Raw genomic sequence first — 26289 nt, 5'->3', positions numbered from 1 at the left:
TGCAAGGAACTGATCGGTCCCTCGGCGGTTTGGAGCCGTGTATCGCATGAAGCGACGAAACTGGAGGTTACAGATGTTGAGGAAAATGTTGGTTGCAGCCGCGATATCCGCCGCTTGCGTGTCCCCAGCCTTTGCCCAGGCCGATATGGTCTGCGACCAGGCAGGCATGACGAGGCTCGAGACTGACGTGGGCCAGATCACCGACACGGGCCGGAAGGAGATGGCGCAGAAGGAGCTCGCCATGGCCAAGGAGGCACTGGCAGCGAACGACCAGGAAAAGTGCAAGTCCCATATGGCGAATGCCATGAAGGGTAAGGATCCGATGTAAGACGCTGAAAATAAGAAAGCCGGAGCGTGGGCTCCGGCTTCCTTTCTGTTCATCGCAGGCGGATCTTAGTTTTTCGCCTTGTCGACCAGCTTGTTCTTGCCGATCCAGGGCATCATTGCACGCAGCTTCGCGCCGACTTCCTCGATCTGGTGAGAGTCGTTGACGCGACGGATGCCCTTGAAGCGAGCGGCACCGGAGCGGTATTCCTGCATCCATTCCGAGGTGAACTTGCCGGTCTGGATGTCCTTGAGGACCCGCTTCATCTCGGCCTTGGTGTCTTCGGTGATGATGCGCGGTCCGGTGACGTATTCGCCCCACTCGGCCGTGTTCGAGATCGAGTAGTTCATGTTGGCGATGCCGCCTTCATAGATCAGGTCGACGATCAGCTTCACTTCGTGCAGGCACTCGAAATAAGCCATTTCCGGCGCATAGCCGGCCTCGACCAGCGTCTCGAAACCGGCGCGGATGAGTTCGACCAGGCCGCCGCAGAGAACGACCTGCTCACCGAAGAGATCGGTTTCGCACTCTTCCTTGAAGTTGGTCTCGATGATGCCCGAGCGGCCGCCGCCGACGCCGCAGGCGTAGGAGAGAGCGAGATCGAGGGCATTGCCGGAAGCGTCCTGATGAACGGCGACAAGGCAGGGGACGCCGCCGCCCTTCTGGTATTCGCCGCGGACGGTATGGCCCGGGCCCTTCGGAGCGATCATTACGACGTCGACCGAGGCCTTCGGCTCGATGAGGCCGAAGTGGACGTTGAGGCCGTGCGCAAAGGCGATTGCCGCGCCGTCGCGGATGTTTCCGGCGATGTCGGCCTTGTAGATGTCGGCCTGCAGCTCGTCGGGCGTCGCCATCATCATCAGGTCGGCCCAGGCGGCAGCTTCGGCAACCGTCATGACCTTGAAGCCGTCCGCTTCGGCCTTCTTTGCCGTGGCGGAACCCGACTTCAGCGCAATGGCGACGTTCTGGGCGCCGGAATCCTTCAGGTTCAGCGCATGGGCGCGGCCCTGGCTGCCGTAGCCGATGATGGCGACCTTCTTCGACTTGATGAGGTTGAGATCGGCATCACGATCGTAATAGACGCGCATCGAATTTTCCTTCCCTTTGCTTGTCCGTTTCGCTTTGGCAGCCGCAGATACGGCCGCCCTACCTTTTCGCGCCGTAGAGCGCGAGAAAGGCGTCGACCGCCCGCTCCGCCCTGCGGCTGAAATCCTTCTTCAGGCTGCCCGGCTCCTCGCCGAGAAGCATGCGCAAATGCCAGTCCGAGACGACGAGGCCGTAAAGTGCGCCATAGGCCTCATCGGCGTTGTCGAAAGCGAGGAGACCGGCCTTGCGGCCCGCTTCGAGCAGCGCTCCCGCCCTGCGTCCGATCTGCCGGCGGCCGCGCTCCTGCAGCATGTGGCCGAGCTTCGAGCCTTCCCGGCTCGCCTGTCCGATCGCCAGCCGGTTGAGCGCCAGCGACACGTCGCCTGCCAGCACGTCGAGAAGGTCCTTGGCGAAAGCGACGAGATGCACCCTCAAGCTGCCCCCGTCCAGCTTTGCGGCGGAGACGTCGAGCGTGCGAACCTTGCTCGCCTGAAAGGCGATCATGGCCGAAAGGAGCCCTTCACGATCGCCGAACCACTTGTAGAGACTCTCCTTGGAGCAGTTCGCCGCGCGCGCCACACCCGCCGTCGTCAGCGCCTTTTCGCCCCCGTCGACAAGCAGGCGCAACGCCTGTTCGAGCACCGCTCCCTGGCGCTCCGTCAGGCCGTTTGCGGCGCCTGCCTCTCTCATCGCTCCGACGTTTTGCACTCGCTGTCGCCTCATCAGTACCGTACGGTACGGTTCGTGAGGTTTCTAATTGTCCGATCGGGGAACGTCAAGCGGTTTTGGATATCCGGCTCGTTTTAAGGGCAGCCCTGCTCTAAAACCGAGCAACCCACTGACGGAGTGCGGTTTCCCTGCCTGCGTCGCACCCGAGCCCGCTTTGCCGGCGCGGCCCTCCCTACATTACGAAAATATAATGATCTCAAAGCTTTTCGCTGAACAGGTTGATCTTTATCTTGAATGAAGATGCCTGAGATAGAGAAAATCGATGAGCAACACAGCGATGACGAGGGAAGACGAAGCGGCGCGTGGTTCGACACCGTCGAATGTCACGGTCATCCCGGCTCCGGTGACGCCGCCGCGCAAGAAGCGCCGCTCGCGCCGCCCCTGGATCTTTGCGCTCCTGGTGCTCGCGGTTGTCGGCACGGGCTACTATGCCTGGAGCCGCCAGGGGGCGCCGCCGGCCACCACCGTGATCACCCAGGCGGTCACGCGCGGCGACATCGAAGAGAGCGTGACCGCCGTCGGCACGCTGGATGCGGTCAAATCGGTCGATGCCGGCGCACAGGTCTCCGGCCAGTTGAAGTCGCTGCATGTCGGGATCGGCGACAAGGTCGAACAGAACCAGCTCATCGCTGAGATCGACCCCGCCTCGATCGAGAACAGGATCGAGATCGATGAGGCGGAACTGGCCAATCTTGAAGCGCAGCTCGTCTCGAAGAAGGCCCAGCTCGTGTTGAAGCAGTCCAATATCGAGCGTCAGCGCAATCTCGTCGCCACCAACAGCGTTTCGCAGTCGACGCTCGACCAGGCCGTCGCCGATCATGCGGCCGCTGGGGCCGATGTGCAGGCGATCGAGGCGCAGATCCGCAAGCAGAAGGCCACCCTTGCCGGGGACCGGGTCGATCTCGGCTATACCAAGATCTATGCTCCGATGGCCGGCACCATCGTCGACGATCCCGCCAAGGAGGGACAGACCCTCAACGCCAACCAGACGACGCCGACGATCGTCACCATCGCCGACCTTTCCACGATGACGGTCAAGGCGCAGGTCTCCGAAGCCGATGTCGGCAAGCTGAAGCTCGGCATGGATGCGTATTTCACCCTGCTTGGACAGCCCGGAAAGCGCTTCACCGGCAAGTTGCGCCAGATCGAGCCGATGCCCGATACCGAGAACAACGTCGTCCTCTACTACGCCCTCTTCGATGTCCCCAATCCCACGGGCGAATTGATGATGTCGATGAGCGCGCAGGTCTTCTTTGTCCAGGCGGCGGCCAAGAATGTGCTGGTCGTGCCGAGCGCGGCACTCCGCACCGTGGAAGCCGCGGCCTCCGACGGGCCCGCAAGAGCGGAAGTGACCGTCGTCGCGCCGTCCGGTGCGACGCAGACGCGCACCGTCGAAGTCGGTGTCCGCAATCGGGTGAGCGCCGAAATCGTCAGCGGGCTGCAGGAAGGTGAGAAAGTGGTCGTCGACGCTGCCTCCGCCACGAACGGCAGCCGCGCTCCCAATGCCACCCGGCGCGGCATGCGCATGCCGCCGATGTTCTGAGCACGCCGATGGCGCCGCTCATTTCACTCCAGGATGTCAGCAAGACCTATTTCAACGGCGACATCGCCGTCGAGGTCCTGCACCATATATCCCTCGATATCGAGGCCGGCGAGTTCGTCGCGATCATCGGACAATCCGGTTCCGGCAAGTCGACGCTGATGAACATTCTCGGCTGCCTCGACCAGCCGACCTCGGGCAGCTACTTCATCGAAGGCGAAAACGTCTCCGGCTTCGACAGCGACGAGCTCGCGGCGCTGCGTCGCCGCACCTTCGGCTTCATCTTCCAGTCCTACAATCTGATCCCGACCGCGAGCGCCCGGGAGAATGTCGAGGTGCCCGCGGTCTATGCCGGCGTTTCCGCCCGCGACCGGCACGATCGTGCCGAGGCGCTCCTGCAGTCGCTCAAGCTCGGTGAACGGATCGATCATCGTCCGAACCAGCTTTCCGGTGGCCAGCAGCAGCGCGTTTCGATCGCCCGCGCCCTGATGAATGGAGGCCGCGTCATCCTTGCCGACGAGCCGACCGGCGCGCTCGACAGCCAAAGCGGCGACGAGGTGATGCGCCTCCTTCGCGATATGAACGAAAACGGCCACACCGTCATCGTCATCACCCATTCGCGCGAGGTGGCCGCACAGGCCGACAGGCTGATCGAGATCAGCGATGGGCACATCGTTGCCGACCGCTCCAAGAAAAGACGCAGCAATCGCGATGCAGCCGTCGGTCTCGCCCAGCGCACGCGTGAGGGCTTCGCGGCAATCGCGGACGTGTCGGAAGCGGTGAAGATGGCACTGCGGGCGCTACGGGCAAACCTCTTCCGTACGATCCTGACGCTTCTCGGCATCGTCATCGGCGTCGGCTCGGTTGTCGCCATGCTCGCCATCGGCACCGGCGCGCAGAATTCGGTACTCGACCGCATCTCGTCGATGGGATCGGATCTTCTCGTCGTCCGCCCCAGCATGGCGAATTTCCGCGGCAGCGCCGGCGGGACGAATGTCACCCTCGTGCCGGCAGATGCGGACGCGATCACCGAGCTTGCGAATGTCGCGTTCGCCGTCCCGGAAATGACGAGCACGGTGACGCTTCGGCGCGGCAACATCGACTATCAGACGACCGCCAACGGAACTGTGCCGCAGTTCACGGAAGCGAAGTCCTGGAAGATCGGCCGCGGCGAGTTCATCAACCGGAACGACATGGAAACATATGCACCGGTCGCGGTGCTCGGCGAGACCGTCGTCAAGACGCTTTTCCCGGAGGGCTCCGACCCGATCGGTCAATACGTGCTCGTGAACAAGATCCCCTTCCAGGTGATCGGGGTGATGAGCGGGATGGGCGCCAGCGCCGGCGGCAACGATCAGGACGACGTGGTCCTCGTGCCGCTCACGACCGGCAGCATGCGCCTCTTCGGTCAGCGCAACATCCGCACGATCACCGTCAAGGTGCAGGATGCCTCGGCAATAGACCTGACCCAGGAGAGAATTCAAGCGTTGCTCAATGAGCGCCACAGGAAGGACGATACCCAGATCACCAACATGTCTTCCGTGCGCGAGGCCTTTACCGAGACTTCGAACACCATGAAATTCTTCCTGGGGTCGGTCGCAGCGATTTCGCTGCTCGTCGGCGGCATCGGCGTGATGAACATCATGCTCGTCAGCGTCAGTGAACGCACACGCGAGATCGGCGTGAGAATGGCGACCGGAGCGCGCGAGCGGGACATACTCGTGCAGTTCATCGTCGAGGCGCTGGTCGTTTCCGCGATCGGCGGGGCGATCGGCGTCGTGGCCGGTCTATCGACAGGTTACGCCGCTAAAGCCTTCGGCATGCCCGTCAGCTTCACGCCTGGCCCCGTCGCGCTTGCCTTCGCCTGTGCATTTCTCACCGGCCTGCTCTTCGGCTATCTGCCGGCCAGAAACGCATCGCGCCTCCAGCCGGCGGTGGCCCTCAGCGCGGATTAGATCACTTCCACGCAGTAACGGTTTTCCCGCGCGGGAAAAGCGCCGTTTCAGTCGAAATCAGATATTTTGGGCGCCTGCGATCAATTCCCAGCGCTTACCGTTCGACTGGGACTGCCGGGCGAAGTAATTATAAGGGGTGCGCGACCAATCTCTGACCGAGTTGGTCCTGTTGTCGAGCACGAGGTCACCTTCGCTCGTGCGGACCGTGAGAACCGTGTGGCCCTCCCCGCGGTAGCGCGCAACCGTAAGTAGCAGAGCCGAGGCCGGCCAACCCCGTTTCAGGAGCTCCCGCTTCTTCAGAATTGCAAAGTCCTCGCAGTCTCCATAGGCGGTCGGCACACGCCAGTCATCTTCCTTGCCGACGTTTGCGCGGTCGCTGCGTTCTCGGATGCTTGCATTGACGGAGCTGTTGATCTGCTTGAGCTCGCTGATTTTTTCCGGAGCGAGAACGACGGCCTTCTTTCCGCCGCCAGTGTTGCAGAGCCGCGGCTCGCGGACGCAGAAGGATGCGAAGGCCGGCGGCGCGAAGGCCTTGCCGGCGGTCCTCATGGTTGTACCGGCATCGGCAGCCCCAGGGGCCGCAATCAGCAACAAAAAGACTGTCTGCGCAATGAAGCGTTTCACGAGGCGTTCTCCAACGGCGGGCATAAGTCCCCCGGTCCGCCGTAGAGACTAGCTAAGATAGATTAAGCCATGGTTGATAACCCGAAATGAGGCAGCGATATGGCCATCTACTAACAATTTGTAAATTGACCACAGTTAATTTTAATTCAATTCTAAAAAGTATTTTTAAAGTTAATGTTTTTAGGAGTATAGAAATGAAAAGAATTAATAGATCGATATTTCGGACATTCTTCATACTATCCACGGCCACGATTGGAGCTGTAATCGTTACGACGGATGCGGATGCAGTACAGCGCCAGCGCATGACTGCCCGTCAGTGCAGTCCCCTTTCGGAAGACAACTTCGCGGCATGTTGCGTTGCAATAAACCGAACGAAGATTCTCACCCCCGCGCAGATTAAGATGTGTCCGCCCCTGACGACGGCATCTATCGGCGCCGGCACCGGACGCCACGATCGCAGCGACTCCACGGCAAGCGGTCCGATGAGAGGTGGCGGCAAAGGCGGCGGCAGCAAGGGCGGCGGCGGTGTTGGCGGCGGCGGTGGCGGCGGCGGCGGCGGCGGTGGCGGTGGCGGCGGTGGCGACAATGGCGGTGGCGGCGGCGGCGACAACGGCGGTGGCGGCGGCGGCGACAACGGCGGTGGCGGCGGCGGCGGCGACAACGGCGGTGGCGGCGGCGGCGGCGACAACGGCGGTGGCGGCGGCGGCGGCGACAACGGCGGCGGTGGTCAGGATCCCGGCAAGGGTGACCAGGATAATGGCAAGGGTAACCAGGACGGCGGCAAAGGCCACCAGGATAACGGAAAGGGTGGCCAGGACGGGGGCAAGGGCCACCAGGACAACGACAAGGGCAACCAGGACGGCGGCAAGGGCCACCAGGACAACGACAAGGGTAACCAGGACGGCGGTAAGGGCCACCAGGACAACAATAAGGGCGATCAAGACGGCCGAGGCAAAGGCGGGAAGGACAAGGGCGGAAAAGCCAAGGGCGACAAGTAAGCAGCCGCGGCAATCGCCGCGGTGACGGAAGTCCCTGGCATCAGCAAGAAGAGTGATCACGACCGTTGACGGCTTACGGTCAGACTGGGAAAGTGACAAGCCGGGGCGCTTGTCCAGCAACGTCAACGGTAACTCTTGAAGGGCGGCTCCCGCAGGTGCCGCCCTTCCCTTCTTGAGCGCTGTAGTCAGGGCGGGATCGGGAAGAGTGCAGAACCTGAAATGATTTGACCCGCGCAGCTACGACAACCTTTCACTAACCCCTGGTCCCGATAATGCCGCCGCAATCGAGGACCGAATCCCATGACCAAGACAAATTCCAAAAGACGAAAGCGCAGTACGGCCCGCAAGAGCAGCCGGAGCGGTATGGGCCGCTGGTATCTGGCGGCCGCAGTCATCGTCGGCGGGATTGTGGCCTACGAGCATCGGGGGGAGTTCGGCCATCTGCCCGGCGCATCGAAGCTGACGGCACTGCTTTCGCACGCCGAGAAACCGGCCGAGAAAAGAGCGCAGGCGAAGAAGCCGGCCGAGAAGAAACCACCAAAGAAGGTGGAACTGGCGACCATTCCGATCCCTTTCCGTCCGAAGGAGCAGACCGGGTCGATAGCGCCGAAGACCGCATTGATCCCGCCTGCACCCGTTGAACTACCGGTTAGGCAGTCTCTCGAACAGGCGAGTCTGCGCCCGGCCGAGAGCGGCACCTTTTATTTTTGCGGCATCCGCCACGATAACTGCGTTCTCGACGGCGATACCTTCCTGTACCAGGGCCAGAGGATTCTCATCGCCGATATAGACGCGCCGGAAACGAAGCTCGCGAAATGCGACGAGGAACGGTCGCGCGGCTCTTATGCCAAGGCACGATTGCGCGAGTTGCTGAATTCCGGAAACTTCGCCCTCGTTGCATCCGAAACCAGCCCCGGCGACGAGCCGGGCAAGCGGCGGCTCGTCGTCAGGAACGGCAGGTCCCTCGGAGACATCCTCATATCGGAGGGGCTCGCCAGAAAGCGAACCGGGCAGCCACAGTCGTGGTGCGGTCAGTCCACCGCGCGCGTTTCCGGTTGAACCGCATCGGCAACAGGACGCGGGATTAAAATTCGCTACCCATAGCGGCGATGATCCGACAGAAGCGCATCGATGACCCGCCGCGATTTTTCGATTTCCAGTCGATCGGTGCCCGGCATCTCGGCGGCAACGATCAGCGCCTTCCACAAGGTCCATCCACGGCCACGCGCCCAGGTCTCTTCGTCGAGCGGAAGGGCGTCCCGGAATGCGGCGCGGCTTGTTTCATCGAACATCGTCCAGGAGATCGACAGGTCGCAAGCCGGATCGCCAACGCCGGACGTGCCGAAATCGATCACGGCGCTCAAGCGGCCGTTTTCGACCAAGAGGTTGCCCGAGGCGACATCGCCATGGAACCAGACGGGATCATCGTTCCATGCGGAGGCAAGCGCCGCCTCCCACACCACACGTGCGGCGGCAACGTCGATCGTGCCCTCGAGCGCTTCGAATGCCCGGCGCGTTTCGTGGTCGTAGACGGCCAAAGGACCGCCTCGGTAGAAATTGTGTTGCCCGGGCGGCGGACCGCTCCACGCGTCGATCCGTTGCAGCGCAGCCAGGAATTCACCGAGCGTCGTCGCAAAACTGGCGAGATCGGCGATGGGCGCATGGGTCGCGGTCTCGCCCCGGAGCCAGCGATAGACGGACCAATGCCACGGATAGCCCCTGCCCGGCCGCCCAATGGCTAAAGGCACAGGAATACGCAACGGCAGGTGCGGTGCAAGTCGAGGCAGCCAGTGCTGCTCCTTTTCCACCTGAAGCGCGTAATGGGCGGCGCTCGGCAACCGCACGCTCATATCGTCGCCGAGGTGAAAGGTCCTGTTGTCCCACCCACCGAACTCGACCGGCCTTATCGGCAGGTCCGCCCATTGCGGAAACTGTTCGGAAATCAATTGTTCGACGAGGGCTGTACTGATTTCGGGCGTTTCGGCGGAAGACATCGAATATCCGCTTCCCTGATCACGGTGATTTTTAGACTGCCGGGAGGAGCCGGATCGCTTCGATGTTCCAACGAGACAGCGGAACGATCCGGGTTGGATCAAATTATGATCATGAAACGTGACGGTTTCCAAGTTTCCGCGCGGAAATTGCGCTCAGGCATCGACCTGCAACAGCCCGAGTACCCGCATTACGGCGGACGGTATCGGGCCGATGACGGGCACATCGAATAGCGGCTGCAGTTGCTCGGCGGCCTTTCCTAGCGGACCGCCGCCGATGATGACTGCCTCTGCCCCATCAAGGTCGACGGAGGCGCGAACTGCGTGCCAAAGCGAGGTCCGCAGACGCTCCTCGTCTCCGGCAACGGCGAGCGGATCGCCGGGCGTACAGCGGATGCCGGAGTAGAGATGCGAAAGCCCCAGATGCCGTGCCCGCTCGGCGATCGCATCCGCGAGGTCGGGCGTCGTGGTTGCAACGCCGAACCGTCGTCCATCCCGGGAAGCCTCCAGCATCGAAGCTTCGCAGATGCCCACGACCGGGATACCGACACGCTCCCGAAGCAGGGCAAGGCCGGGATCGCCAAAAGCACTGACGATGATCCCGAGGCAGCCCGGCTCGTGTCTGGTGCCGATTTCCACCACCTCGTCGGCGGCGGCCGCCAGTTCGTCCGGCTTCAGGATCATCCGGGGACTGCGCCTGGCCGTGGCGCTTGCCACGGCCAGGCGCCCGTTCGCAGCCTTCTGCGCGATGGAGACCATCATCTCGCTCGTCGCCTGCGAGCTGTTCGGGTTGATCAGCAGGAGATGGGAGCTCACGTTCTGAGCTCCACGGCGACTGGCCCCTGCTGCTGCGCGACTTTGGGCTGATCGGCCTCCGCCGGTTGCGAGAGATCCTCCATCGATCGGCCGTAGGTTTCCGGCCCGAGCTGGATGCAGAATGCGAAGACCGCATACATCCCCGCAGCAAGCCCGAAGACGCCGACCATTCCGTAGCTGTCGAACAGCATGCCGGAAATCGTGGGCACGAACGAGCCGGCCGCCGATCCCGTTGCCAGGATGAGGGCCACCCCGAAGGCACGGATTCTCGTTGGGAACAGTTCCGGCGCGTAGATCCAGATCGACGTGTTGAGGAGCAGGACGAAGAACTGGAAGATGGCTCCGAACAGGAGAACGAGGTAAATATTGGTGCCGAGAGTGACGATCGACACCGCCGCAAGGCAGGCGAGCGCCGCACCCACGGTCAGCACCTTCTTGCGCGGCAGATAGTAGCCGAACATCGAAGCGGCGATCGCACCGAGGACGCTGCCGCTCTGGATGATCATGCTGTAGAGCAGGCTGCCGGAGAGCGTATAGCCCATCGACACGAAGATGACGGGCATCAGCGTCAGGACCGACAATTGCGCGCCATAGCTCATGAGAATGGCGATCGCTACCGGTATGGTCCGCCCGATGAAGGGTGCGCGGAAGAGTTCCCGCCAGTCGCTCTTCATCGGGTGCCTCGTCCGTCATATGGTCTGTCGTCAGGTATTCGTGCACCACGAGATTGCGCGGTTTGAGCGAGCCTGAGGCCAGGATGGACAGCACCTTGTTCGCCTCGCCGATCTTGTTCTTCGAGGCGAGGAACCGCGGCGTCTCGGGTACAAAGCGGCGATAGAAGACGACCAGAAGTGCCGGCAGCGCCAGCGATGCGAATAGCCAGCGCCAGCTGTTCTCTCCGGGGAAAAGCGTGAATATCAGCAGACCGAATGCCGGCGCCAGGAAATTGCCGAAGCCACCGGCGCCGACATTCACGAGGCCTGCGGCCGTGCCGCGAAACTTGGGCGAGCAGAATTCGGAGAGCATCGTCACCGCCGTCGAGATTTCGCCGCCGACGCCGAAGCCGACGATCGCGCGGGCAAAACAAAGCATGGTGAAGTTCGGCGCCATCGCGCAGGCCGCCGAGCCGATGGTGAACAGCAGGAGATTGATCGTCAGCATGACCCGCCGGCCGTAGCGGTCGCCGAGAATGCCCGACAGCAGTCGCCCGATGGCGGCGCTGCCGAAGGTGATCGTGTTGAGAAATCCGATATCCGTGCCGGTGAGACCCCAGTGCTCCTTGAGAATGGGGCCGGCGACGCCGATCGTGTTCTGTTCGAAGCTGTCGAACAGGCAACCGATCAGGACAAGGGCGAGGATCTGCTTGTGCGCGCCGGTAACGCCGATTTTGGTGAAAGCCGATTCCAGTTGTCGAATGACCGGCGAACTCCCGCCGGTCGGCACCATATTTTCCGCTGCCATTGTTGTTCCCCTTGTGGTTGAACGAGCGTGAAAACTTAGCTTCTCAATCATACATAAAGAAACTACAGTTTCGTAGCCCCGAATCCACAGGGGCGACGGAGAGGGATTCCTGCCCCTCCCGGCAGTCCCCGGCGCGTCGCCATTGACGGGCTTGGTCGCGCTGCCTTGGTGGCTCGTGGCTGGATCCTCGGGTCAAGCCCGAGGATGACTGGCTGAGGGGTTGACGCATGAAACCGGCGCAGCGAGGCCCGTGCACGGTTCATATCAGCCAGGGGGGGGGACGCTCGTCGCGGCAATTTATCGAAACATCCTTTCATCCTCGGGCTTGACCCGGTCGTCATCCTCGGGCTTGACCCGGTCGTCATCCTCGGGCTTGACCCGAGGATCCACACGCAAGGCGTTCCAGCCAGAGCCCTATCGACGGCGAGATAAGCCGTCGCGGCCTGCATTCAGCGGACTCACAGCTCTTCCAGCGTGTCGTTCAGTGCCTCGATACCACGCAGCCGGTTCCGGCCGGCCACGCCTGCGGTCTCGATGCAGCGCGTGGTCAGGAGATGGCAGAGCGCCATAACCGACACGTGGTTGAAAAGCGGTCCCGGCGCCAGCGTCTGGCAACGGAAGTGCCAAGCCGCACGGCTCAGGGGAGGCACGCCTTCATCGGTGATGTAGAGCAACTTCGCCTGGGTTCTTTCCACCTGCGCCATGAGTTGCTCCATCAGAGCGACGCGGCGCCGCAGGCCGAAGAGAACGACGACGTCGTCGGGACCGATGCTGACCAGATGCTCGCCGAGCGTCTGCCCGCCTCCGGGAATGGCAGCGATGTTTTCGATCACCTGCGTGAGCTGCCATTGCAGATAGGTCGCGAAGGAATGGCTGGCGCGAAAGCCGATGACCCACACCTTGCGTGCCTCCAGGATGGCTGTGGCAGCCGCATCGATCTCAGCCTCGCCGATCGCGAGGAACGTGGCTTCGAGATTGGCGACGCCCTGGGCGACATGCGCTGCGACCGATTGCCGGCCGTCGGCGTCGGTGGCCGTCGCCAGGAAGAGGCGCGACCCGGTCTGCTTGTCCGCGCGCGCGTGCCGCCGCGCTTCCTCGTAGTTTTCATAGCCGAGACGCTGAACGAAGCGCGACACGGTCGCTTTCGACACATGGGCCAAAGCCGCCAGCTCCTGCGCGGAATAGCTCGCTATTTCCCCCGGAAAATCACAGAGGAAATCGCCGAGCCGCCGCTCGGCCGGGTGCAGCTCCGGCAGAATTTCGCGGACACGAGCGAGGAAGGATCGTTCTTTGGCAGCCATCGGCACTCTCATGAAACTGTCGTTTCACGGGACTGTCCGATTTTCGTCCGGCCTTGGCAATAGGTGGAAGATCCGCTCCCGCGGTCACCTCTCCTCCCGAAGCGTATCCTTCTGCGTGATCAGTCGGGCGCTGTGCTGGCCGCTCAGATAGGTCCATAGCCAGCTCCAGGCCACGGCAAAGCGGCTGCGGGTACCGATCAGGAAGTAGATGTGGGCAATGCCCCAGATCCACCAGGCGAGCGATCCCCTGAGCTTGATCCGGCCGAAATCGATGATCGCCGCGCGCTTGCCGATGGTGGCCAGGCTTCCCTGGTGCCGGTAGCGGAACGGCCCCGGCGCCGGCGAGCCCGTGAGCCGGCCACGGATCACCTGGGCGACGTAGGCTCCCTGCTGCTTGGCCGCGGGCGCGATGCCGGGCACCGGCTTGCCGTCTTCCTGGATGACCGATGCCGTATCGCCGATGACGAAGATGTCCGGGTGGTGCGGCGCGGTCAGATCGGGCCCGACCTTAACGCGGCCGGCGCGGTCCGCGTCGGCGCCGACCCATCTGGCTGCAGGCGAGGCCTGGACCCCCGCCGCCCAGACGAGCGTCCGGCTCGGGACGAAGCTCTCGCCTATCGTGACCCCCTCGTCGGTGCAGTCGGTCACCGGCGTGCCCGTCAGGACCTCGACGCCAAGCTTCTCCAGTTCGCGGGAAGCATAGGCGGAAAGCTCCTCGCTGAAGGCGGGAAGGATGCGCGGGCCGGCTTCGACGAGCACCACGCGGGCCAAACGCGTATCGATCCGGCGGAACTCGCCGGGCAGCGTTCTATGGGCCATTTCGGCGATGATGCCCGCAAGCTCGACCCCCGTCGGTCCTGCGCCGATGATCGTGAAGGTCAGCAGCGCATCGCGCCTGGCGGTGTCCTCCTCCACCTCCGCCTGCTCGAAGGCGATGAGCACGCGGCGGCGAATGGTCGTCGCATCCTCCAGTGTCTTGAGCCCGGGCGCGACCGCCGCCCATTCATCGTGGCCGAAATAGGCGTGCGTTGCGCCGGTCGCCAACACCAACGTGTCGTAGGGGATCGATTGCCCATGCGCGAGCGTCACTTCCTTCGCAATCATATCGACGCCCGCCACCTCGCCGAGCAGCGTCGTCACCTCCTGTCGGTCGCGGTAGAGCCGGCGGATCGGCCATGCGATCTCCGAAGTCGCAAGCACCGTGGTCGCCACCTGGTAAAGCAGCGGCTGGAAGAGGTGATGATTGCGCCGGTCGATCAGCGTGACCTTGACCGGCGCACCCTTGAGGTCGTTGACGAGTTGCAGCCCGCCGAAACCTCCGCCGACCACGACGACATGATGTCTTTCCTGCATGGTCTTTCGTCCTGTTCCTCATCCCGCTCTGGCTGGCAAGACTGTTCAACTCCACAAGCCGGAGCGCAAGCCTTCGCCCGGCATGGCTGCATTGCATCCGCGGATGGTCTTCGCGTGATGTTTCGGCGGCCCTACTCCGCATAGCCGACGGGCACTGCGGTACCACTTTTCAGGACTTCCATCGAAATCGACGCGGAAACGTCGAAAAGCTCCACCTTCCGCACGATCTGCTTGTAGACGACGTCGTAATGTTCGACCCTCGGCAGAACCACCTTGACGATGTAATCGTAATTGCCGGTCAGCCGGTGCGCCTCTACGATCTCCGGAATGTCGCTGATGGCCCTGCGGAACTTTTCGATCCAGTCGTCGGAGTGATGCGCCGTCTTGATCAGCGCAAAAACCGTGGTCGGCACGCCCATCCTTTCCCGGTCGAGTACGACGATGCGCCGGGTAACATAGCCCGCCTCCTCCAGCCGCTGAATGCGCCGCGAGCAGGCGGAAAGCGAAAGACTCACCCTCTCGGCAAGGTCGCCCATGGCGACGCTCGCATCCTGCTGCAGAAGCATGAGCAGCTTCCGGTCTCTCTCGTCAAGCACGCTCCGACTCCTTGCTCTTGCCATAGAGTGCGCCGAAATTTTTCGGAACATTCGGATTTGGCGCAAACGGCTTGCTAAAATTTGGCCAAGCGCCGATCAAAGCAAACACATGCGACCGGGCCCGCACGATAATCTAGCAATGGAACGGGGAACGTGGCGAAGCGTTCCCGACCGGCCACAGGACAGCAGCAGGGAACGCGACGATGGAAATGCGGAAAATCGGCCTCATCGGCGGCATGAGCTTCGAAAGCTCGGCAGTCTACTATCGCCTGGTCAACGAGGCCGTGCGCAGGCGACGTGGCAAATTACATTCGGCGGAAGTGCTTCTGCATTCCGTCGACTTCCAGCGGATCGTGGACCTGCAGAGAGCCGGCCATTGGGACGACGCCGCCCTGCTTCTCTCCGATGTTGCCCGCGGGCTCGTCGCCGGCGGCGCGGACTGCATCCTGATCTGCAGCAACACAATGCACCTCATTGCCGACGCGGTGCATGCCTCGGTCGACGTCCCGTTGATCAACATCATCGACGAAACGGCACTGCGCCTGAAAGCCGCCGGCAGCCGCAAGCCCCTGTTGCTCGCCACACGCTACACGATGGAACAAGGCTTCTATGCCGAGCGCATGAAGACACATGATATCGACCTGATGGTACCGGATGCCGATGGGCGGACACTGACCCACAACGTGATCTTCGACGAGCTCTGCGCCGGCCAAGTGCTGAACGCCTCGCGCTCGGCAGTGATCGGGCTCATCGAGAAAGCAAAAGCGGAAGGTGCGGACGCCGTCATTCTCGGCTGCACCGAAATCTGCCTCCTTCTCGATCCGGCCGATTTGCCGCTCCCGGGCTTCGATTCCACCGCCATCCACGCCGAGGCGGCGGTCGAATTCTCGCTTCGCGACCGGCAGTAAGCTGCCTGCCTAACGGCGCTGATATAGGAGGCCCAGCGCAGCACCGAGAGCGATGCCGATCGTGATGCCCAGCGCGACATTGTCGAGCGCGGACCCCACGGCTGCCCCAACACCTACGCCGATTGCAATGCCGATTGCCATGAGCGTGGCGATACCACAGGCCTGTGGCGACAATCCGCCTATTGCGCGTCGTCGTACTCCGCCCGTGCCTGTCGGATAGCCTGGTGGTTCTCTAGCGACCAGTCGACGAAGACCCTTAGGACGGCAAGGAATGAGCGGCCGAGATCCGTGAGGCTGTATTCCACGCTCGGGGGCTGCGTCGGGTAAACGGTACGGCGCAGATAGCCATCACGCTGCAGGTCACGCAGCGTCTGGGTCAGCATCCGCTGTGAAATGTCCGGGATGAGCCGCCTGAGCTGCGAGAACCGCAAGGGACCGTCGGCGAGCGACAGAATCATCAGCGAGTTCCACTTACCGCCGATATTGTCCATCACGTCCCGCACCGGACAATTGTCGATGTCCACAGGCATGCCGCAGACGACTGCCACCCGCTCGCCCTTCAACGTGCCCGACGCCCTGGTCATGGCGGTACCCTTTCCGTAACCACGGCAGAAAAAACTGCCTCCTTTACAGCTCTTAGCAGATCACGGGATAAGAGCAACTCTCAAAAAGAGACCAGCTTTCGGCATGAGCTCATGTCGACAGGACATGCTGAACAACGCGCTAAAGTGGAAAAGAAAGGAAAATCATGTCTGGAAGACTGCTCGTAACCGGCGCCGCCGGCCAGTTCGGCAAACTCGTGCTCGATGCCCTCCTGGCATCCGGCAAGACGAAGCCGGCCGATATTATCGCCACCAGCCGGGACATTGCCAAACTGGCGGACTACGCAGCGAAGGGCGTGGAGACCCGTGCCGCCGATTTCGACGATCCGGCTTCGCTCGAGCGGGCCTTCGCCGGCGCCGACCGAATACTCATCATTTCGACGGATGTTCTCAACGAACCGGGCAAGCGTCTGAAGCAGCACCTTGCCGCCGTCGAGGCGGCCAGGAAGGCGGCGGTGAAGCACATCCTCTATACGTCGATGCCGCAGCCGGAAGCGTCGGTGATCCCTTTCGCGTCCGACCATCTCGGCACCGAAGAAGCCATCAAGGCGACGGGGATTCCCTACACGATTCTGCGTAACGCCTGGTACATGGAAAACCTCCTCCTGTCGCTCCCGCACGCACTCGCGGCAGGACAATGGTTCTCCTCCGCCGGCGATGGCCGTATTTCCCACATCGGGCGCCGTGACCTTGCCGCGGCCGCCGCTTCCGCTCTCCAGTCGGACTCGGCGGAAAGCCGCACTTACACCCTGACCGGAACGCAGGCTCTCACAACCGGCGAGATCGCCGCCCTTGTTGCCAAAGCCACGGGCAAGAAGCTCGAGGTCGTCCATGTCTCTGACGAAGCACTGGCCGGCGGTCTCAAGAATGCGGGTCTGCCGGACTTCTTCGTTCCGATCCTCGTCTCCTTCGACGCCAATACCCGCAAAGGACATTTCGACATCGTAACCGACGACACCGCCGGCCTTACCGGCAGGCACCCCATCGACCTTGCCTCCTTCCTGGAGGCGAATAGGGCGGCGCTCGCCCACTGATCATAGGTCGCAGGAGGCCCGGCAAAACGACCGGGCCTTTTCTGGGCTGATTCGAGGGTAGTGACCGAGGTCGGCGTTCAGCGCAGGGCGGTCTCGCTCGAACTCTCCGGCGCCGCGGCTGCGGCCCGGCGAGCCACCCTGCCCTCCTCGGCCTTGTAGAAATACTGGCTCGCCACCAACCACCCCTTTAACGGCCTCAACGGCGGAATGCAGGTCAGGAGCATGAACGGCCCGGTGACCAGGAGATGGACCCAAAGGGGTGCGTTGTATTGCACCTCCAGCCACACGCCGAGAAAAACGCTCGGCACGCAGGCAAAGCAGATGACGAAGAAAGCAGGCCCGTCCGCGGGATCGGCGAAGGAATAGTCCAGCCCGCAGACTTCGCATCCTCGCCTGAGCTTCAGGAAGCCATCGAACATATGCCCCTGGCCGCAACGGGGGCAGCGACCGCGCAATCCCGTATGCAGCGGCGATAGAGGCGGCCACTCTTGATCCGGCATCGTTCTTCCTTTCAGTCTTCTGCGTGCCCCGCAAACCCGCAACCTTGCGAGACGTTCCCGTCGGCCGGGCACCACCCGCTTGGGCGACCCAAAAAATATGACATACAAACCATACAAGAACAATAAATTGTATGCATTCAGGGGCGCGGCAATTCCACGCAGCATCTTCGCACAGGAGTATCACCTTTAAACGATGAGGTTATGGGCCGCTGGAAACTGAGCGAGCAGACCGGCGATGACGTCCAGGCTATGCCGCAGTTCATCGCGTGTCCGCGCAGCGCCGAGACCGAGCCGGACGGCTTCCGGTGGGTCGGAGATCGCGAAGGCATCGCTGGCGACGACGCCGATCCCGGCCATTCGCAGTTGCGCCGTGAACTCGCCGCGGCTCCACCGGGAAGGCAGCTTCAGCCAAAGATGAAAACCCTCGCGATCGGCGAGAAGATCGGCACCATCGAGGCCCTTGATCGCGATCCGCTGGCGCGCGCCGGCTTCCGTGCGGATCGCTGCCAGAACCGCCTGCGCCGTTCCCTCCTCCAGCCAGCGCGTGGCGATGGCCGCCGAAAGCGGAGACGTCATGCCGACTGTCGCTCGAATCGCCCCTTCGAGGCGGACGGCCGCCGATCGGTCAGGCGCGACCAGGTAGGCGATGCGGAGCGCCGGCGAGAGGCACTTGGCAAGGCCTGCTATGTGAAAGACGAGGTCCGGCGCGAGCGCGGCCAGTGGGGGAACGGGGTTCGCGGGCAATGCGCCGTAGGCGTCGTCCTCGATTACGACCACGCCATGGCGGCGTGCGATCGCCACGATCGCCTCGCGGCGTTCGAGCGGAAGCGTCGCGGTCGTCGGATTGTGAAGGGTCGGATTGCAGTAAAGAGCCTTCGGCTTGTACCGGGCGCACGCCTCCTCGAAGGCGTCAGGCAATATCCCGTTGCGGTCGATCCCGACGCTCACGAGTTCGATACCCATATGCGCCGCCAGTGAGCGGAGGCCGGGATAGGTAAGCGCCTCGGCGCAGATCCTGTCGCCCTTCGTCGCCAGCATCCCGACGCTCGCAAGCAGAGCCCCTTGCGCTCCTGTACAGACGACCAACCGATCGGCTTGAAGATCGCCGAGCCGCGGCTTGAGCCAGGCCGCACCCGCAGCCCTGTCCCGCTCCGCGCCGCCGACAGGCTGATAGCGCATCAGCAGTTCGGGACCACGCTGATCGAGAGCCGCAACATCCGCCCACATCTTCTCCGACAGGGCCGGGTCGTCGAAGAGCGGCGGCAGGTTCATGCTCATGTCGACGAGACTGCCCAACAGGCCGCCCGCCAGACCGCCCGAGGAGGGACGTACCGCGCTCCTCCGCCGAGCCGTGACATAGGTACCCTGCCCCACGCGACCTTCGACCAGGCCGCGCCGGCGCGCTTCGTTGTAGGCTCGGCTGACGGTTGTAAAGTCGATGCCGAGCGCGGCCGCCAGAGCGCGCTGCGGCGGCAGGCGCACTCCATCCTCCAGCCGGCCCGCCGCGATGTCCGCGGCGATCTCGTCGGCAATTGCGAGATACAGCGGGCCTCCCGCCCTGCCGAGGGCCGGCACCCAGGAAACGTCCACGCGATCCACGGCCATCGGAGCCTTTCGAGTTCTTGCAATGTATGGATATTGCATGGACGCGGGATAGCGCGCAAGATCGTCCTGATAGAGAGAACTGCCGGCACTCGGTGCGCAGCTTCATTTCAAAATGGGCGCTCGCGGAAGTCCCTCGTCAAAGCGGCGCGCAACGCAGGAGGCGCGCCGAGCTATGAATCCGTCGCGTTAAGCCGTCTCGCCGCAGGCACGGCGGAAGCGTCGTACGGTCTCGGCCATTCCGTATTCGAGCGCATCGGCCGTCAGCCCGTGTCCGATCGAGACTTCGGCGAGTTCGGGAATGTGTTCGACGAGCAACGGCAGGTTGGCGACGGTCAGGTCGTGGCCGGCATTGACGGCCAGGCCAAGGCCGATCGCGATCTCCGCAGTGCGGCCCAGTTCGATCGCGATCCGCTCCGCTTTCTCCGGATCGTCGTAACAGCCGCCATAGGGTCCGGTATAGAGTTCTATGCGGTCGGCCCCGGTCTCCTTCGCAAGCTTCAGCGCCTCCGGGTCGGGAATGCCGTCGGCAAACAGCGAGACGCGGAAACCTCTCTTCTTCAGCCGCCCGACGACGTTGCCGAGCAGGTTATGGCTCTTGCGAAAATCCCAGCCATGGTCGGAGGTCGCCTGCGCCGGATCGTCCGGCACCAGTGTCACCTGTTCCGGTTCGTGCCGCTCGACCAGTTCGAGAAACGCCTCGTTCGGAAAGCCCTCCATGTTGAATTCCGCAGCCGGAAACTCGTCGTCGATCAGGTCGCGGATCGGCTGGAGATCGGAAAAGCGGATATGCCGCTGGTCCGGGCGCGGGTGAACGGTCAGTCCGCTCGCTCCCGCCTGCAAGGCGGTGCGCCCGAGGCCGGTCACGGATGGCCAGGGGAGATCACGCCGGTTGCGCAGCATGGCGATGGCATTGAGATTTACGGAGAGCTTTGCAGGCATATCGGAACTTTCAGACGAGACGCCCCAATTGCACGAGGGGCCGAATGATGGCTACGCCGCTGTTCTACCGCAGTTTTCAGGAAACAGGAATCGCTCATTCGCGGTTCTGCGCAGCGCGCCTCTTTGACAGCGGTCAGATACGTTGATATCAACTTAATCGCCGAGTGCACCATATCGAACCGGAGGAGTGAGACATGACCATGCAGACGACGCCGATCGCCGCTAAGGAGCTGGCAGCGCGAAACCGCGCCCGCTTTCCCAACGAAAGTGCCGACTACCGCCGGGCGCGTAATGCGCTTCTCGCCGAGGAGATCGAATTGAGGCGCCACATCGAGCGGGTTTCGGAGCTGCGCAGGCGACTGCCGCCGGGCGGCGAAGTGACCAAGACCTATCGTTTCGAGAGTGAGAACGGACCCGTTACACTTGCCGATCTCTTCGGCGACAAGAATACCCTCATCATCTACAGCTATATGTTCGGACCGCAGCGCGAAAGGCCCTGCCCCATGTGCACCTCCCTGATGGCCGGCTGGGAAGGCAAGGTGCCCGATATCGAACAGCGCGTGGCACTCGCCATGGTCGCCCGTTCGCCGGTGGAGAGACTGCTCGCTGCAAAGAAGGCCCGCGGCTGGACGCAATTGAAGGTCTATTCCGATAGCGACGGCGCCTTCACCCGAGACTATGTCAGTGCCGAGGATGAGGACGTTCCGGGCTACACGGTCTTCACGCGGAGAGACGGAACGATCCGGCATTTCTGGAGTGCGGAGATCAGCGGCGAGATGGCCGATCCGGGCCAGGACCCGCGCGGCGCACCCGATCCCGACCCGTTATGGACCCTGCTCGACACCACGCCCGAAGGCCGGGGTGCCGACTGGTACCCGAAACTCGAATATAGCAGCGGCGGATGATCCGGCCGTCTTAGGGACCGTCGCTGCCCGTCCATAGAGGACCGCGCAGGTGACGGTCGCGCGCGCCCGCGAATCGATGCATTTCTGCTGCTCAGCTGGAAAAACGCGCACTTTCCGACGCGCGGCCTGACAACCACCATCTTTGGGCCTAAGTTTCGAATCAGGTTAAGGTTGCTTATGTTCTAAAACATTTTTCCGGCATTGAGCCGCATCTTCTCTTGGAGCCATCGATGACGCCAGCCGAAAGGCCATGCAACGAGACGATCCGGCGAGCGCTCGCCCGGATTCTCGACAGCAATGGCTTTCAGCGCTCCGAGCGGCTGCGCGCGTTTCTCGCCTATGTGGTGGAAAAGGAGATGCTCGGTGAAGGCGCCCAGTTGAAGGGCTACTCGATCGCCATCGATGTTTTCGGACGCAGTCAGACCTTCGATGCGGACAGCGATCCGCTTGTCCGCGTCCATGCCGGCAAGCTGCGCAAGCTGCTCAAGGCCTTTTACGAAACGGACGGCGCCGACGAAGAATGGCAGATCGTCATGCCAAAGGGGACCTATGTGCCGGAGTATCGCCGGCAGTCGTCCAGTGTGCCTGTGGCTTCAGGTCACGATACCGCGGGCGCCCGCAGCCGGCAGTCCGGGCGCAGGCCGCCCTGGCAGCCCGCCCCCTTCTCCTCTCCCTGGGCCGTGCTCACGGTGCTGCCGCTTCTCCTTTTTGCTCCTCTGCCGGAATCGGAAATGTCGCTCGACATCGACGCCGAGGCCAAGCTCGTCAATGGTCCGATGGCCGCGGTCCGGGGGCTTCCCTCCGTCAGCATCAGCGTTACCGGCCCGCAGCACAAGAGCACCGGGCGATTTGCCGCCCAGTTGCGCGAGGCGGCGCTTCGACATGGAACGCTTGCGAAGGCAAGCGCGTCCGACGGCGGCCGTGAGCCGGCTTCCGGCAATCAGGCGCTAGCATTCTCCATCGCGCTCGCCTGGCATGACGCGCCTGCGCCGGGAATCCGGGTCACGCTTTCCCACGACGGCGAAGGCATTCCCCTGCGCCAGGACTTCATCACCGCGGACAGGCTCGATAGCGAGGGCGACATCCTCTACGAAAGCACCTCGCTTGCGGCGCAGCTTTTCGCTCTGGACGGCGAAATCTATGCTCATGCCGCACTGGAGGGCCTGCAAAGCACGCTGATGCAATGCATGTCGGCGACCGCGCGGTACCGCAAGCTGCTGACGCGCGACAGCTTCCAGGAGGCGTGGAACTGCCAGCAGAAGCTGAAGCCGCTCAAGGGCGACGAGCCCTTCTTCATCCTCTCGGTCAGCAGTCCGCACAAGATCAACGGTCACTGAGCTCTACACAGATGGTTCTTCACCCGGCGAGCCGCCCCCAAACGGAAATATGACCAGCTCACAATCACGGCCGACATCATATGTTGCCATTGGTGATCGGTGATCAACTGGCCCGAGAGTTGTTTTCACTCATAGGCAGCGGTAGTATTTACCGACAGTCCGCACGTCTTTTCAGATGGACCGCGTGTTTTGCCGAGAGGCAGCTTCCAATGGAACAGAAGAACCCTCTTCTTACGAGGGAGATATTCGGAAGTCCTTTTCCATTCGACGCCACTTAATGGCGCCTCCTACGATCTGTATTTCATACGGGCGGAATGCTTGGAGGAAGAAATGAAGAATTGCACGATCACTCTCGCTCTCGCAGCCTGCCTCGCCTTATCCGGCTGCCAAACCGCCTCGATGACCGGGGGGCGGACCGGTGAGTTCGGCTGTATCGCGGGCACCGTCGGTGGCGCGGTCGTCGGTGGACTGGCCGGCGCGACCATCGGCTCGGGAACCGGGCAGCTCTGGGCCGTGGGCGGCGGTGCCGTACTCGGCAGCGCAGCGGGCAGCGCCCTGACCTGCACCTGACCCAAAGGAGCAGGGTGATGAAAAGACCAGTCCTCGTGGCGGCGTTCGCGCTTTCCCAGGTGATTGCAGCGGCGGCGCAGGATCAGCCGATGGCCATGAACCAGGGCCAGATGAATCGGCTGGACCGTGACGGGAACGGGGCCGTCGACCGGCCGGAATACCAAGCCTTCATGACCTCGGCCTTTGGGAACCTGGACAGGAACAAGGACGGAAGTCTGCGCTCGGAAGAAGTGGCGCAGGTTCTGAACGCGCAGCAGTTTGCCGCGACAGACGCCAATCGCGACGGGAAGCTTAGCCAAACCGAGTTCCTGAACAGGGTCATGGCCGACTTCAAATCGGCCGACAGAAGCGGCGACGGCAGCCTGCAATAGGCACCGGCGCCGCTCGACGGTTCAGTCGCGATGCCGTTGCGGAGCAAGCGCCATGACCTGCGCATAGGCCATGGGCGACCGGCTGCCGGGCATGTTCTCGTCGAGCACCAGGGTCTTCACGTCGTCGGAGCGGACGTCCAGCGCAATGACGCGCTCGAGTTTGTCGATCTGCCATACGGCATAGCCGAGTTCGGGAACATATCCGCAGTCGCATCCGCAATCCCCGCCGAGGATCTCGCGCGGCTCTTCCGGCAGATACATGATCTGCGGCTTCGGCAACTTGTAACAATGTCCCTCATAGGCATAGCCGTATATCACGCCGATGCTCTTGATATATCGCTCGCCGCCCTTCTCGAAATTCTTCGCCGGTATGTTGACGCTGACCGGAAGCTGACTGAACTTCAGCTCATCATCGAATATGGCGAGGACGATCTGCTGCTTTAAGATACCGGCGAGAACGTCGTTGTCGACCGTTCCGATCGCCGCCTCCTTCACTATTCTCACGAGCGTATTCAGGTCTTCGTCCCGAAGCGAAGTTTCGCGTAGCGACGACTTGATTCTTTGCCGGATCTGCTCGTCCGTGATCTTGAATATCTCTTCTCGCGTTGCCGGTCGCCCGTAGAGGCGTACTTCGCTCGGATTGTACGTATCGTAGACTGGTCCGGACAGGCCGCCCGGCTCTCTGCCCACACCGGGATGGCTGCTGCAATTGCTCATCTTCCTCTCCTTTTCTGTCCCTATCTCGAGCTGATGATTTCACGCCATGCGAAATTCGCCTCCAGAACTCCGGCGGCCGTTCCATCGGCAGCCGCAACGATAGCGGCCGCGGCCTGATCCAGCCGCAAGGTGTCCGGATTGACCGACCGCAGCGAAGCTGCAAGCGCCTGCCCCACCGCGTCGCGGGCCGACCGTAGCGCAAGTCCGAAGATCATCGGCTTGATCCGGAAAGCCTCTGCCGTTGTCTCACGGAACCGGTCGAAATCATCCTGCTCCAGATGCCGGAGGTCGATATCGAGCAGCCGGATGTCGGCGCAGCCGCGTGCCACGAGCTCGCGGTGATAGAGTTCCACGATCGAATCGAAGATCGCCCCCACGAATGGCAGTGCGCGGTCATGCACTTCGCGCGTAACCTCGGACATGCGGCGGAAATTCGTGGCGAGACGGATCTGGGTTTCCGGACTCGTCTCGGCGAAGCGGTTGAGCTCGTTGTAGAGCAGGAGGTTCCCTTTCGTCCGCCGGAGCAGCCTGTCGATCGCGGAATCGAAGTGCAGGAACGAGATCAGCGACACAAGATCTGAAAAGGCCTCGGAAAAGGAGAAGAAGTCGTCTCCGCGCGACACAGCCGTCGGGATACCGGTTTCCGAAAGAAAGATGAGATGTCCGGTTTCGTGAGCGATGGTGTCGAAATTGAGCGCGTAGGGCCGCCTTATTCCGTCAATGTCGGAACAGCCAAGTTCCAGGAAGCCGTAGCCTGCCTGGGCATTGTCCCAGTTCACGAAGGCAACGATCTCGAGCCGCGGAAAGGTCTGGTCGAAGAACCAGCGGACCGGTCTGCCGAGATAACTCTGCCAGATGTTGAGAACGAAATGCACGCACGCATAGGCATGAACCGGAAGGAACGCCCGGGAGTCGGGAGACAGGTTGTCGAAATGCAGATCCGGACCCGGTCCCACCGGTGCACGGGCGGCGCCGTGAAACGGCGGCAGCCGGTCGAAGCCGTAGGGTTCCTTGTCATCGAGCGGATCGACGACATACATCGTCGCGTCGCTCGGCCCCTCACCGATCTCGTCCCTCGGTATCGGCAGCCAGACGCGGTCCGGTTTTTCATAGCCCGGAATGAATGGTGGCTGAGGGAAAATCCAGAACCGCGTGCCCAGACGAGAATCGCCGGACTCGAGGGCTTCGTCTCGAAGCAGACGCATCGCACACTGCCCCCCGGAATAAAAATGCCTAAATTATGGTTTCAATTTATAGGTGTTCACCAAATTCGAGTCAATGCCGCCAGCCTCCAGGTCGCGGAGGAAGGTGTTCGTCGCGATCCAGCCGCCATCTTGCTGCGTGCCGCTATGCTGCGCCAGAAGGGTTGGCGCTTGCTGTAGTGCCAGGATCGCGTCGTGCCTCTTCTGCCCGATCATCTGCTGCCGCAGTTCTCTGCTTCTCTCTTGAGCCCAGCCCGCGGCCTGCAAGACCGCAGAAAGCGAGCGCTCCCGAAAATTCATGTCTCGCGCGAGAGTTGTAAGGCGGTCGCGTTCCGAAGGGCTGACAGCACCGAGGCGCGACCACGCGGAAAAGGTTCGCTGCAGGTCGACAAGGGCATCCGTCAAAGGCAGAAAGCCGAGTTCCGGCGGTCCCGAATGTACGGCGACCGCATCGTCGGGCGCAGGGCTGGAAAGAGGACCACGTCCGAAGCGTCGATACCACCTGTAGATGAGACCAACGCCGATCATGCCGAAAGCGTCAAGCTCCGCGGCCCTGAGTGCGCCCATGCTGCCGGCGCCGATGAAGACGATCCCTTGCGCCATCGCCCAGAGAATTTCCTTGTGCCGGACAGCCGGTCTGTCCTCGAACTGCCCGTCGATCAGAATCATGGCCCGAGGGCGAAAGGCATGTGCCGCAAGCAGGACATCCCCCTGCGCGGCCGGCTGCAGATAAATCGCGTCGAGGACTTTCTCCGCCTCGGAAAGACGAACAGTCGGACCGAGAAACACCAGGATCGGATTGTCGCCTCGGCCGGCCATCACAT

The 26289-nt window shown here is 62.5% G+C and carries 27 protein-coding genes and 1 pseudogene; 11 read left to right on the top strand and 17 right to left on the bottom strand.

Annotated features, from left to right (window positions below):
- Positions 1 to 73: 73 nt before the first annotated feature.
- A complete protein-coding gene (locus JOH52_RS13625; RefSeq protein WP_010969678.1) occupies positions 74 to 328 on the top strand; it encodes a hypothetical protein in 255 nt (84 codons plus the stop codon).
- A 65-nt stretch (positions 329 to 393) separates the two neighbouring features.
- On the opposite strand, the gene ilvC is transcribed toward JOH52_RS13625, so the two are convergent.
- Positions 394 to 1413 carry a ketol-acid reductoisomerase gene (gene ilvC / locus JOH52_RS13620; RefSeq protein ID WP_003537021.1) on the bottom strand — a complete coding sequence of 340 codons (1020 nt, stop codon included), beginning with the start codon at positions 1411 to 1413 and terminating at the stop codon, positions 394 to 396.
- Between the two features lie 58 nt (positions 1414 to 1471).
- A complete protein-coding gene (locus JOH52_RS13615; protein WP_010969679.1) occupies positions 1472 to 2119 on the bottom strand; it encodes a TetR/AcrR family transcriptional regulator C-terminal domain-containing protein in 648 nt (215 codons plus the stop codon).
- A 283-nt stretch (positions 2120 to 2402) separates the two neighbouring features.
- Here JOH52_RS13615 and macA point away from each other — a divergent pair, with 283 nt between their 5' ends.
- Both macA and JOH52_RS13605 read left to right on the top strand, forming a co-directional pair.
- Positions 2403 to 3683, top strand: coding sequence for a macrolide transporter subunit MacA (gene macA, locus JOH52_RS13610; RefSeq protein WP_014526928.1), 1281 nt, complete (start codon positions 2403 to 2405; stop codon positions 3681 to 3683).
- An 8-nt stretch (positions 3684 to 3691) separates the two neighbouring features.
- Positions 3692 to 5635: a MacB family efflux pump subunit gene (locus tag JOH52_RS13605; RefSeq protein WP_010969681.1), complete on the top strand. Its 1944-nt coding sequence runs from the start codon at positions 3692 to 3694 to the stop codon at positions 5633 to 5635.
- A gap of 57 nt (positions 5636 to 5692) precedes the next feature.
- Here the strand turns inward: JOH52_RS13605 and JOH52_RS13600 are convergent, their stop codons facing one another.
- Positions 5693 to 6283 carry a transglutaminase-like cysteine peptidase gene (locus JOH52_RS13600; RefSeq protein ID WP_003537029.1) on the bottom strand — a complete coding sequence of 197 codons (591 nt, stop codon included), beginning with the start codon at positions 6281 to 6283 and terminating at the stop codon, positions 5693 to 5695.
- A 170-nt stretch (positions 6284 to 6453) separates the two neighbouring features.
- Between JOH52_RS13600 and JOH52_RS13595 the strand changes: the two genes are divergently transcribed.
- Complete coding sequence (locus tag JOH52_RS13595) at positions 6454 to 7257, top strand: hypothetical protein (RefSeq protein ID WP_209566037.1); 804 nt, start codon at positions 6454 to 6456, stop codon at positions 7255 to 7257.
- 300 nt (positions 7258 to 7557) lie between these two features.
- Entirely contained in the window at positions 7558 to 8316 is a 759-nt protein-coding gene (locus JOH52_RS13590; RefSeq protein WP_013844626.1) for a thermonuclease family protein, read from the top strand.
- Positions 8317 to 8351: 35 nt separating this feature from the next.
- Here the strand turns inward: JOH52_RS13590 and JOH52_RS13585 are convergent, their stop codons facing one another.
- From JOH52_RS13585 to JOH52_RS13560, 6 genes and pseudogenes are all read right to left on the bottom strand, one after another.
- Entirely contained in the window at positions 8352 to 9251 is a 900-nt protein-coding gene (locus JOH52_RS13585; protein WP_003533789.1) for an aminoglycoside phosphotransferase family protein, read from the bottom strand.
- Between the two features lie 153 nt (positions 9252 to 9404).
- Positions 9405 to 10064, bottom strand: a complete 660-nt coding sequence (locus JOH52_RS13580; RefSeq protein WP_010969683.1) for an aspartate/glutamate racemase family protein — start codon at positions 10062 to 10064, stop codon at positions 9405 to 9407.
- Positions 10061 to 11525: pseudogene (locus JOH52_RS13575) on the bottom strand (MFS transporter). Before JOH52_RS13575 ends, JOH52_RS13580 begins: the two are co-directional and overlap by 4 nt.
- Before the next feature lie 458 nt (positions 11526 to 11983).
- Positions 11984 to 12826 (bottom strand): MurR/RpiR family transcriptional regulator, encoded by an 843-nt coding sequence (locus tag JOH52_RS13570; RefSeq protein ID WP_010969685.1) that lies wholly within the window; start codon positions 12824 to 12826, stop codon positions 11984 to 11986.
- 84 nt (positions 12827 to 12910) lie between these two features.
- Positions 12911 to 14179: an NAD(P)/FAD-dependent oxidoreductase gene (locus JOH52_RS13565; protein ID WP_010969686.1), complete on the bottom strand. Its 1269-nt coding sequence runs from the start codon at positions 14177 to 14179 to the stop codon at positions 12911 to 12913.
- 131 nt (positions 14180 to 14310) lie between these two features.
- A complete protein-coding gene (locus JOH52_RS13560; RefSeq protein ID WP_003533799.1) occupies positions 14311 to 14775 on the bottom strand; it encodes an Lrp/AsnC family transcriptional regulator in 465 nt (154 codons plus the stop codon).
- 203 nt (positions 14776 to 14978) lie between these two features.
- On the opposite strand from JOH52_RS13560, the gene JOH52_RS13555 reads away from it, so the two are divergent.
- Positions 14979 to 15683 (top strand): aspartate/glutamate racemase family protein, encoded by a 705-nt coding sequence (locus JOH52_RS13555; protein ID WP_010969687.1) that lies wholly within the window; start codon positions 14979 to 14981, stop codon positions 15681 to 15683.
- Positions 15684 to 15692: 9 nt separating this feature from the next.
- On the opposite strand, the gene JOH52_RS35910 is transcribed toward JOH52_RS13555, so the two are convergent.
- Together JOH52_RS35910 and JOH52_RS13550 are read right to left on the bottom strand one after the other, a co-directional pair.
- On the bottom strand, positions 15693 to 15824 hold the full coding sequence (locus JOH52_RS35910) for a glycine zipper domain-containing protein (RefSeq protein ID WP_003533803.1): 132 nt from the start codon (positions 15822 to 15824) through the stop codon (positions 15693 to 15695).
- A 38-nt stretch (positions 15825 to 15862) separates the two neighbouring features.
- Positions 15863 to 16267, bottom strand: a complete 405-nt coding sequence (locus JOH52_RS13550; RefSeq protein ID WP_003533805.1) for a winged helix-turn-helix transcriptional regulator — start codon at positions 16265 to 16267, stop codon at positions 15863 to 15865.
- Positions 16268 to 16431: 164 nt separating this feature from the next.
- Here JOH52_RS13550 and JOH52_RS13545 point away from each other — a divergent pair, with 164 nt between their 5' ends.
- Positions 16432 to 17319: an SDR family oxidoreductase gene (locus JOH52_RS13545; RefSeq protein ID WP_010969689.1), complete on the top strand. Its 888-nt coding sequence runs from the start codon at positions 16432 to 16434 to the stop codon at positions 17317 to 17319.
- A gap of 77 nt (positions 17320 to 17396) precedes the next feature.
- On the opposite strand, the gene JOH52_RS13540 is transcribed toward JOH52_RS13545, so the two are convergent.
- The 3 genes from JOH52_RS13540 to JOH52_RS13530 form a co-directional block, all read right to left on the bottom strand.
- Positions 17397 to 17819, bottom strand: coding sequence for a DUF983 domain-containing protein (locus JOH52_RS13540; RefSeq protein WP_013844628.1), 423 nt, complete (start codon positions 17817 to 17819; stop codon positions 17397 to 17399).
- Positions 17820 to 18005: 186 nt separating this feature from the next.
- The gene (locus JOH52_RS13535) at positions 18006 to 19424 is read right to left on the bottom strand and encodes an aminotransferase-like domain-containing protein (RefSeq protein WP_010969691.1); all 1419 of its coding nucleotides are present in this window, start codon (positions 19422 to 19424) and stop codon (positions 18006 to 18008) included.
- A gap of 186 nt (positions 19425 to 19610) precedes the next feature.
- Positions 19611 to 20363, bottom strand: a complete 753-nt coding sequence (locus JOH52_RS13530; RefSeq protein ID WP_003533813.1) for a pyridoxine 5'-phosphate synthase — start codon at positions 20361 to 20363, stop codon at positions 19611 to 19613.
- Between the two features lie 194 nt (positions 20364 to 20557).
- Between JOH52_RS13530 and JOH52_RS13525 the strand changes: the two genes are divergently transcribed.
- The 4 genes from JOH52_RS13525 (at position 20558) to JOH52_RS13510 (ending at position 23546) form a co-directional block, all read left to right on the top strand.
- Complete coding sequence (locus JOH52_RS13525) at positions 20558 to 21268, top strand: DUF899 family protein (RefSeq protein ID WP_003533815.1); 711 nt, start codon at positions 20558 to 20560, stop codon at positions 21266 to 21268.
- Between the two features lie 230 nt (positions 21269 to 21498).
- Positions 21499 to 22605 carry a hypothetical protein gene (locus tag JOH52_RS13520; RefSeq protein WP_010969692.1) on the top strand — a complete coding sequence of 369 codons (1107 nt, stop codon included), beginning with the start codon at positions 21499 to 21501 and terminating at the stop codon, positions 22603 to 22605.
- Between the two features lie 330 nt (positions 22606 to 22935).
- Positions 22936 to 23175 (top strand): glycine zipper 2TM domain-containing protein, encoded by a 240-nt coding sequence (locus JOH52_RS13515; RefSeq protein ID WP_003533819.1) that lies wholly within the window; start codon positions 22936 to 22938, stop codon positions 23173 to 23175.
- 17 nt (positions 23176 to 23192) lie between these two features.
- Positions 23193 to 23546 carry an EF-hand domain-containing protein gene (locus JOH52_RS13510; RefSeq protein ID WP_010969693.1) on the top strand — a complete coding sequence of 118 codons (354 nt, stop codon included), beginning with the start codon at positions 23193 to 23195 and terminating at the stop codon, positions 23544 to 23546.
- A 21-nt stretch (positions 23547 to 23567) separates the two neighbouring features.
- Here the strand turns inward: JOH52_RS13510 and JOH52_RS13505 are convergent, their stop codons facing one another.
- Genes JOH52_RS13505 through JOH52_RS13495 form a run of 3 tightly spaced genes read right to left on the bottom strand, consistent with a single transcriptional unit; the run spans position 23568 to position 26284 of the window.
- Positions 23568 to 24263, bottom strand: a complete 696-nt coding sequence (locus JOH52_RS13505; RefSeq protein WP_010969694.1) for a hypothetical protein — start codon at positions 24261 to 24263, stop codon at positions 23568 to 23570.
- A gap of 20 nt (positions 24264 to 24283) precedes the next feature.
- A complete protein-coding gene (locus tag JOH52_RS13500; protein WP_010969695.1) occupies positions 24284 to 25468 on the bottom strand; it encodes a gluzincin family metallopeptidase in 1185 nt (394 codons plus the stop codon).
- Between the two features lie 33 nt (positions 25469 to 25501).
- Complete coding sequence (locus JOH52_RS13495) at positions 25502 to 26284, bottom strand: TfuA-like protein (protein WP_010969696.1); 783 nt, start codon at positions 26282 to 26284, stop codon at positions 25502 to 25504.
- Between the last annotated feature and the right edge of the window lie 5 nt (positions 26285 to 26289).

It is taken from the genome of Sinorhizobium meliloti (assembly GCF_017876815.1).
Lineage (GTDB): Bacteria > Pseudomonadota > Alphaproteobacteria > Rhizobiales > Rhizobiaceae > Sinorhizobium > Sinorhizobium meliloti.
Note: the sequence above shows the minus strand (reverse complement) of the source record. Positions and strands in the feature narration are given on the sequence as shown.

What these genes read in the sequence shown, in the direction of transcription:
- JOH52_RS13625 (WP_010969678.1), top strand. Translation starts at nt 74, where the DNA reads ATGTTGAGGAAAATGTTGGTTGCAGCCGCGATATCCGCCGCTTGCGTG.
- ilvC (WP_003537021.1), bottom strand. Translation starts at nt 1,413, where the DNA reads ATGCGCGTCTATTACGATCGTGATGCCGATCTCAACCTCATCAAGTCG.
- macA (WP_014526928.1), top strand. Translation starts at nt 2,403, where the DNA reads ATGAGCAACACAGCGATGACGAGGGAAGACGAAGCGGCGCGTGGTTCG.
- JOH52_RS13605 (WP_010969681.1), top strand. Translation starts at nt 3,692, where the DNA reads ATGGCGCCGCTCATTTCACTCCAGGATGTCAGCAAGACCTATTTCAAC.
- JOH52_RS13600 (WP_003537029.1), bottom strand. Translation starts at nt 6,283, where the DNA reads ATGCCCGCCGTTGGAGAACGCCTCGTGAAACGCTTCATTGCGCAGACA.
- JOH52_RS13595 (WP_209566037.1), top strand. Translation starts at nt 6,454, where the DNA reads ATGAAAAGAATTAATAGATCGATATTTCGGACATTCTTCATACTATCC.
- JOH52_RS13590 (WP_013844626.1), top strand. Translation starts at nt 7,558, where the DNA reads ATGACCAAGACAAATTCCAAAAGACGAAAGCGCAGTACGGCCCGCAAG.
- JOH52_RS13585 (WP_003533789.1), bottom strand. Translation starts at nt 9,251, where the DNA reads ATGTCTTCCGCCGAAACGCCCGAAATCAGTACAGCCCTCGTCGAACAA.
- JOH52_RS13570 (WP_010969685.1), bottom strand. Translation starts at nt 12,826, where the DNA reads ATGGCTGCCAAAGAACGATCCTTCCTCGCTCGTGTCCGCGAAATTCTG.
- JOH52_RS13565 (WP_010969686.1), bottom strand. Translation starts at nt 14,179, where the DNA reads ATGCAGGAAAGACATCATGTCGTCGTGGTCGGCGGAGGTTTCGGCGGG.
- JOH52_RS13555 (WP_010969687.1), top strand. Translation starts at nt 14,979, where the DNA reads ATGGAAATGCGGAAAATCGGCCTCATCGGCGGCATGAGCTTCGAAAGC.
- JOH52_RS35910 (WP_003533803.1), bottom strand. Translation starts at nt 15,824, where the DNA reads ATGGCAATCGGCATTGCAATCGGCGTAGGTGTTGGGGCAGCCGTGGGG.
- JOH52_RS13550 (WP_003533805.1), bottom strand. Translation starts at nt 16,267, where the DNA reads ATGACCAGGGCGTCGGGCACGTTGAAGGGCGAGCGGGTGGCAGTCGTC.
- JOH52_RS13545 (WP_010969689.1), top strand. Translation starts at nt 16,432, where the DNA reads ATGTCTGGAAGACTGCTCGTAACCGGCGCCGCCGGCCAGTTCGGCAAA.
- JOH52_RS13540 (WP_013844628.1), bottom strand. Translation starts at nt 17,819, where the DNA reads ATGCCGGATCAAGAGTGGCCGCCTCTATCGCCGCTGCATACGGGATTG.
- JOH52_RS13535 (WP_010969691.1), bottom strand. Translation starts at nt 19,424, where the DNA reads ATGGCCGTGGATCGCGTGGACGTTTCCTGGGTGCCGGCCCTCGGCAGG.
- JOH52_RS13530 (WP_003533813.1), bottom strand. Translation starts at nt 20,363, where the DNA reads ATGCCTGCAAAGCTCTCCGTAAATCTCAATGCCATCGCCATGCTGCGC.
- JOH52_RS13525 (WP_003533815.1), top strand. Translation starts at nt 20,558, where the DNA reads ATGACCATGCAGACGACGCCGATCGCCGCTAAGGAGCTGGCAGCGCGA.
- JOH52_RS13520 (WP_010969692.1), top strand. Translation starts at nt 21,499, where the DNA reads ATGACGCCAGCCGAAAGGCCATGCAACGAGACGATCCGGCGAGCGCTC.
- JOH52_RS13515 (WP_003533819.1), top strand. Translation starts at nt 22,936, where the DNA reads ATGAAGAATTGCACGATCACTCTCGCTCTCGCAGCCTGCCTCGCCTTA.
- JOH52_RS13510 (WP_010969693.1), top strand. Translation starts at nt 23,193, where the DNA reads ATGAAAAGACCAGTCCTCGTGGCGGCGTTCGCGCTTTCCCAGGTGATT.
- JOH52_RS13505 (WP_010969694.1), bottom strand. Translation starts at nt 24,263, where the DNA reads ATGAGCAATTGCAGCAGCCATCCCGGTGTGGGCAGAGAGCCGGGCGGC.
- JOH52_RS13500 (WP_010969695.1), bottom strand. Translation starts at nt 25,468, where the DNA reads ATGCGTCTGCTTCGAGACGAAGCCCTCGAGTCCGGCGATTCTCGTCTG.
- JOH52_RS13495 (WP_010969696.1), bottom strand. Translation starts at nt 26,284, where the DNA reads ATGGCCGGCCGAGGCGACAATCCGATCCTGGTGTTTCTCGGTCCGACT.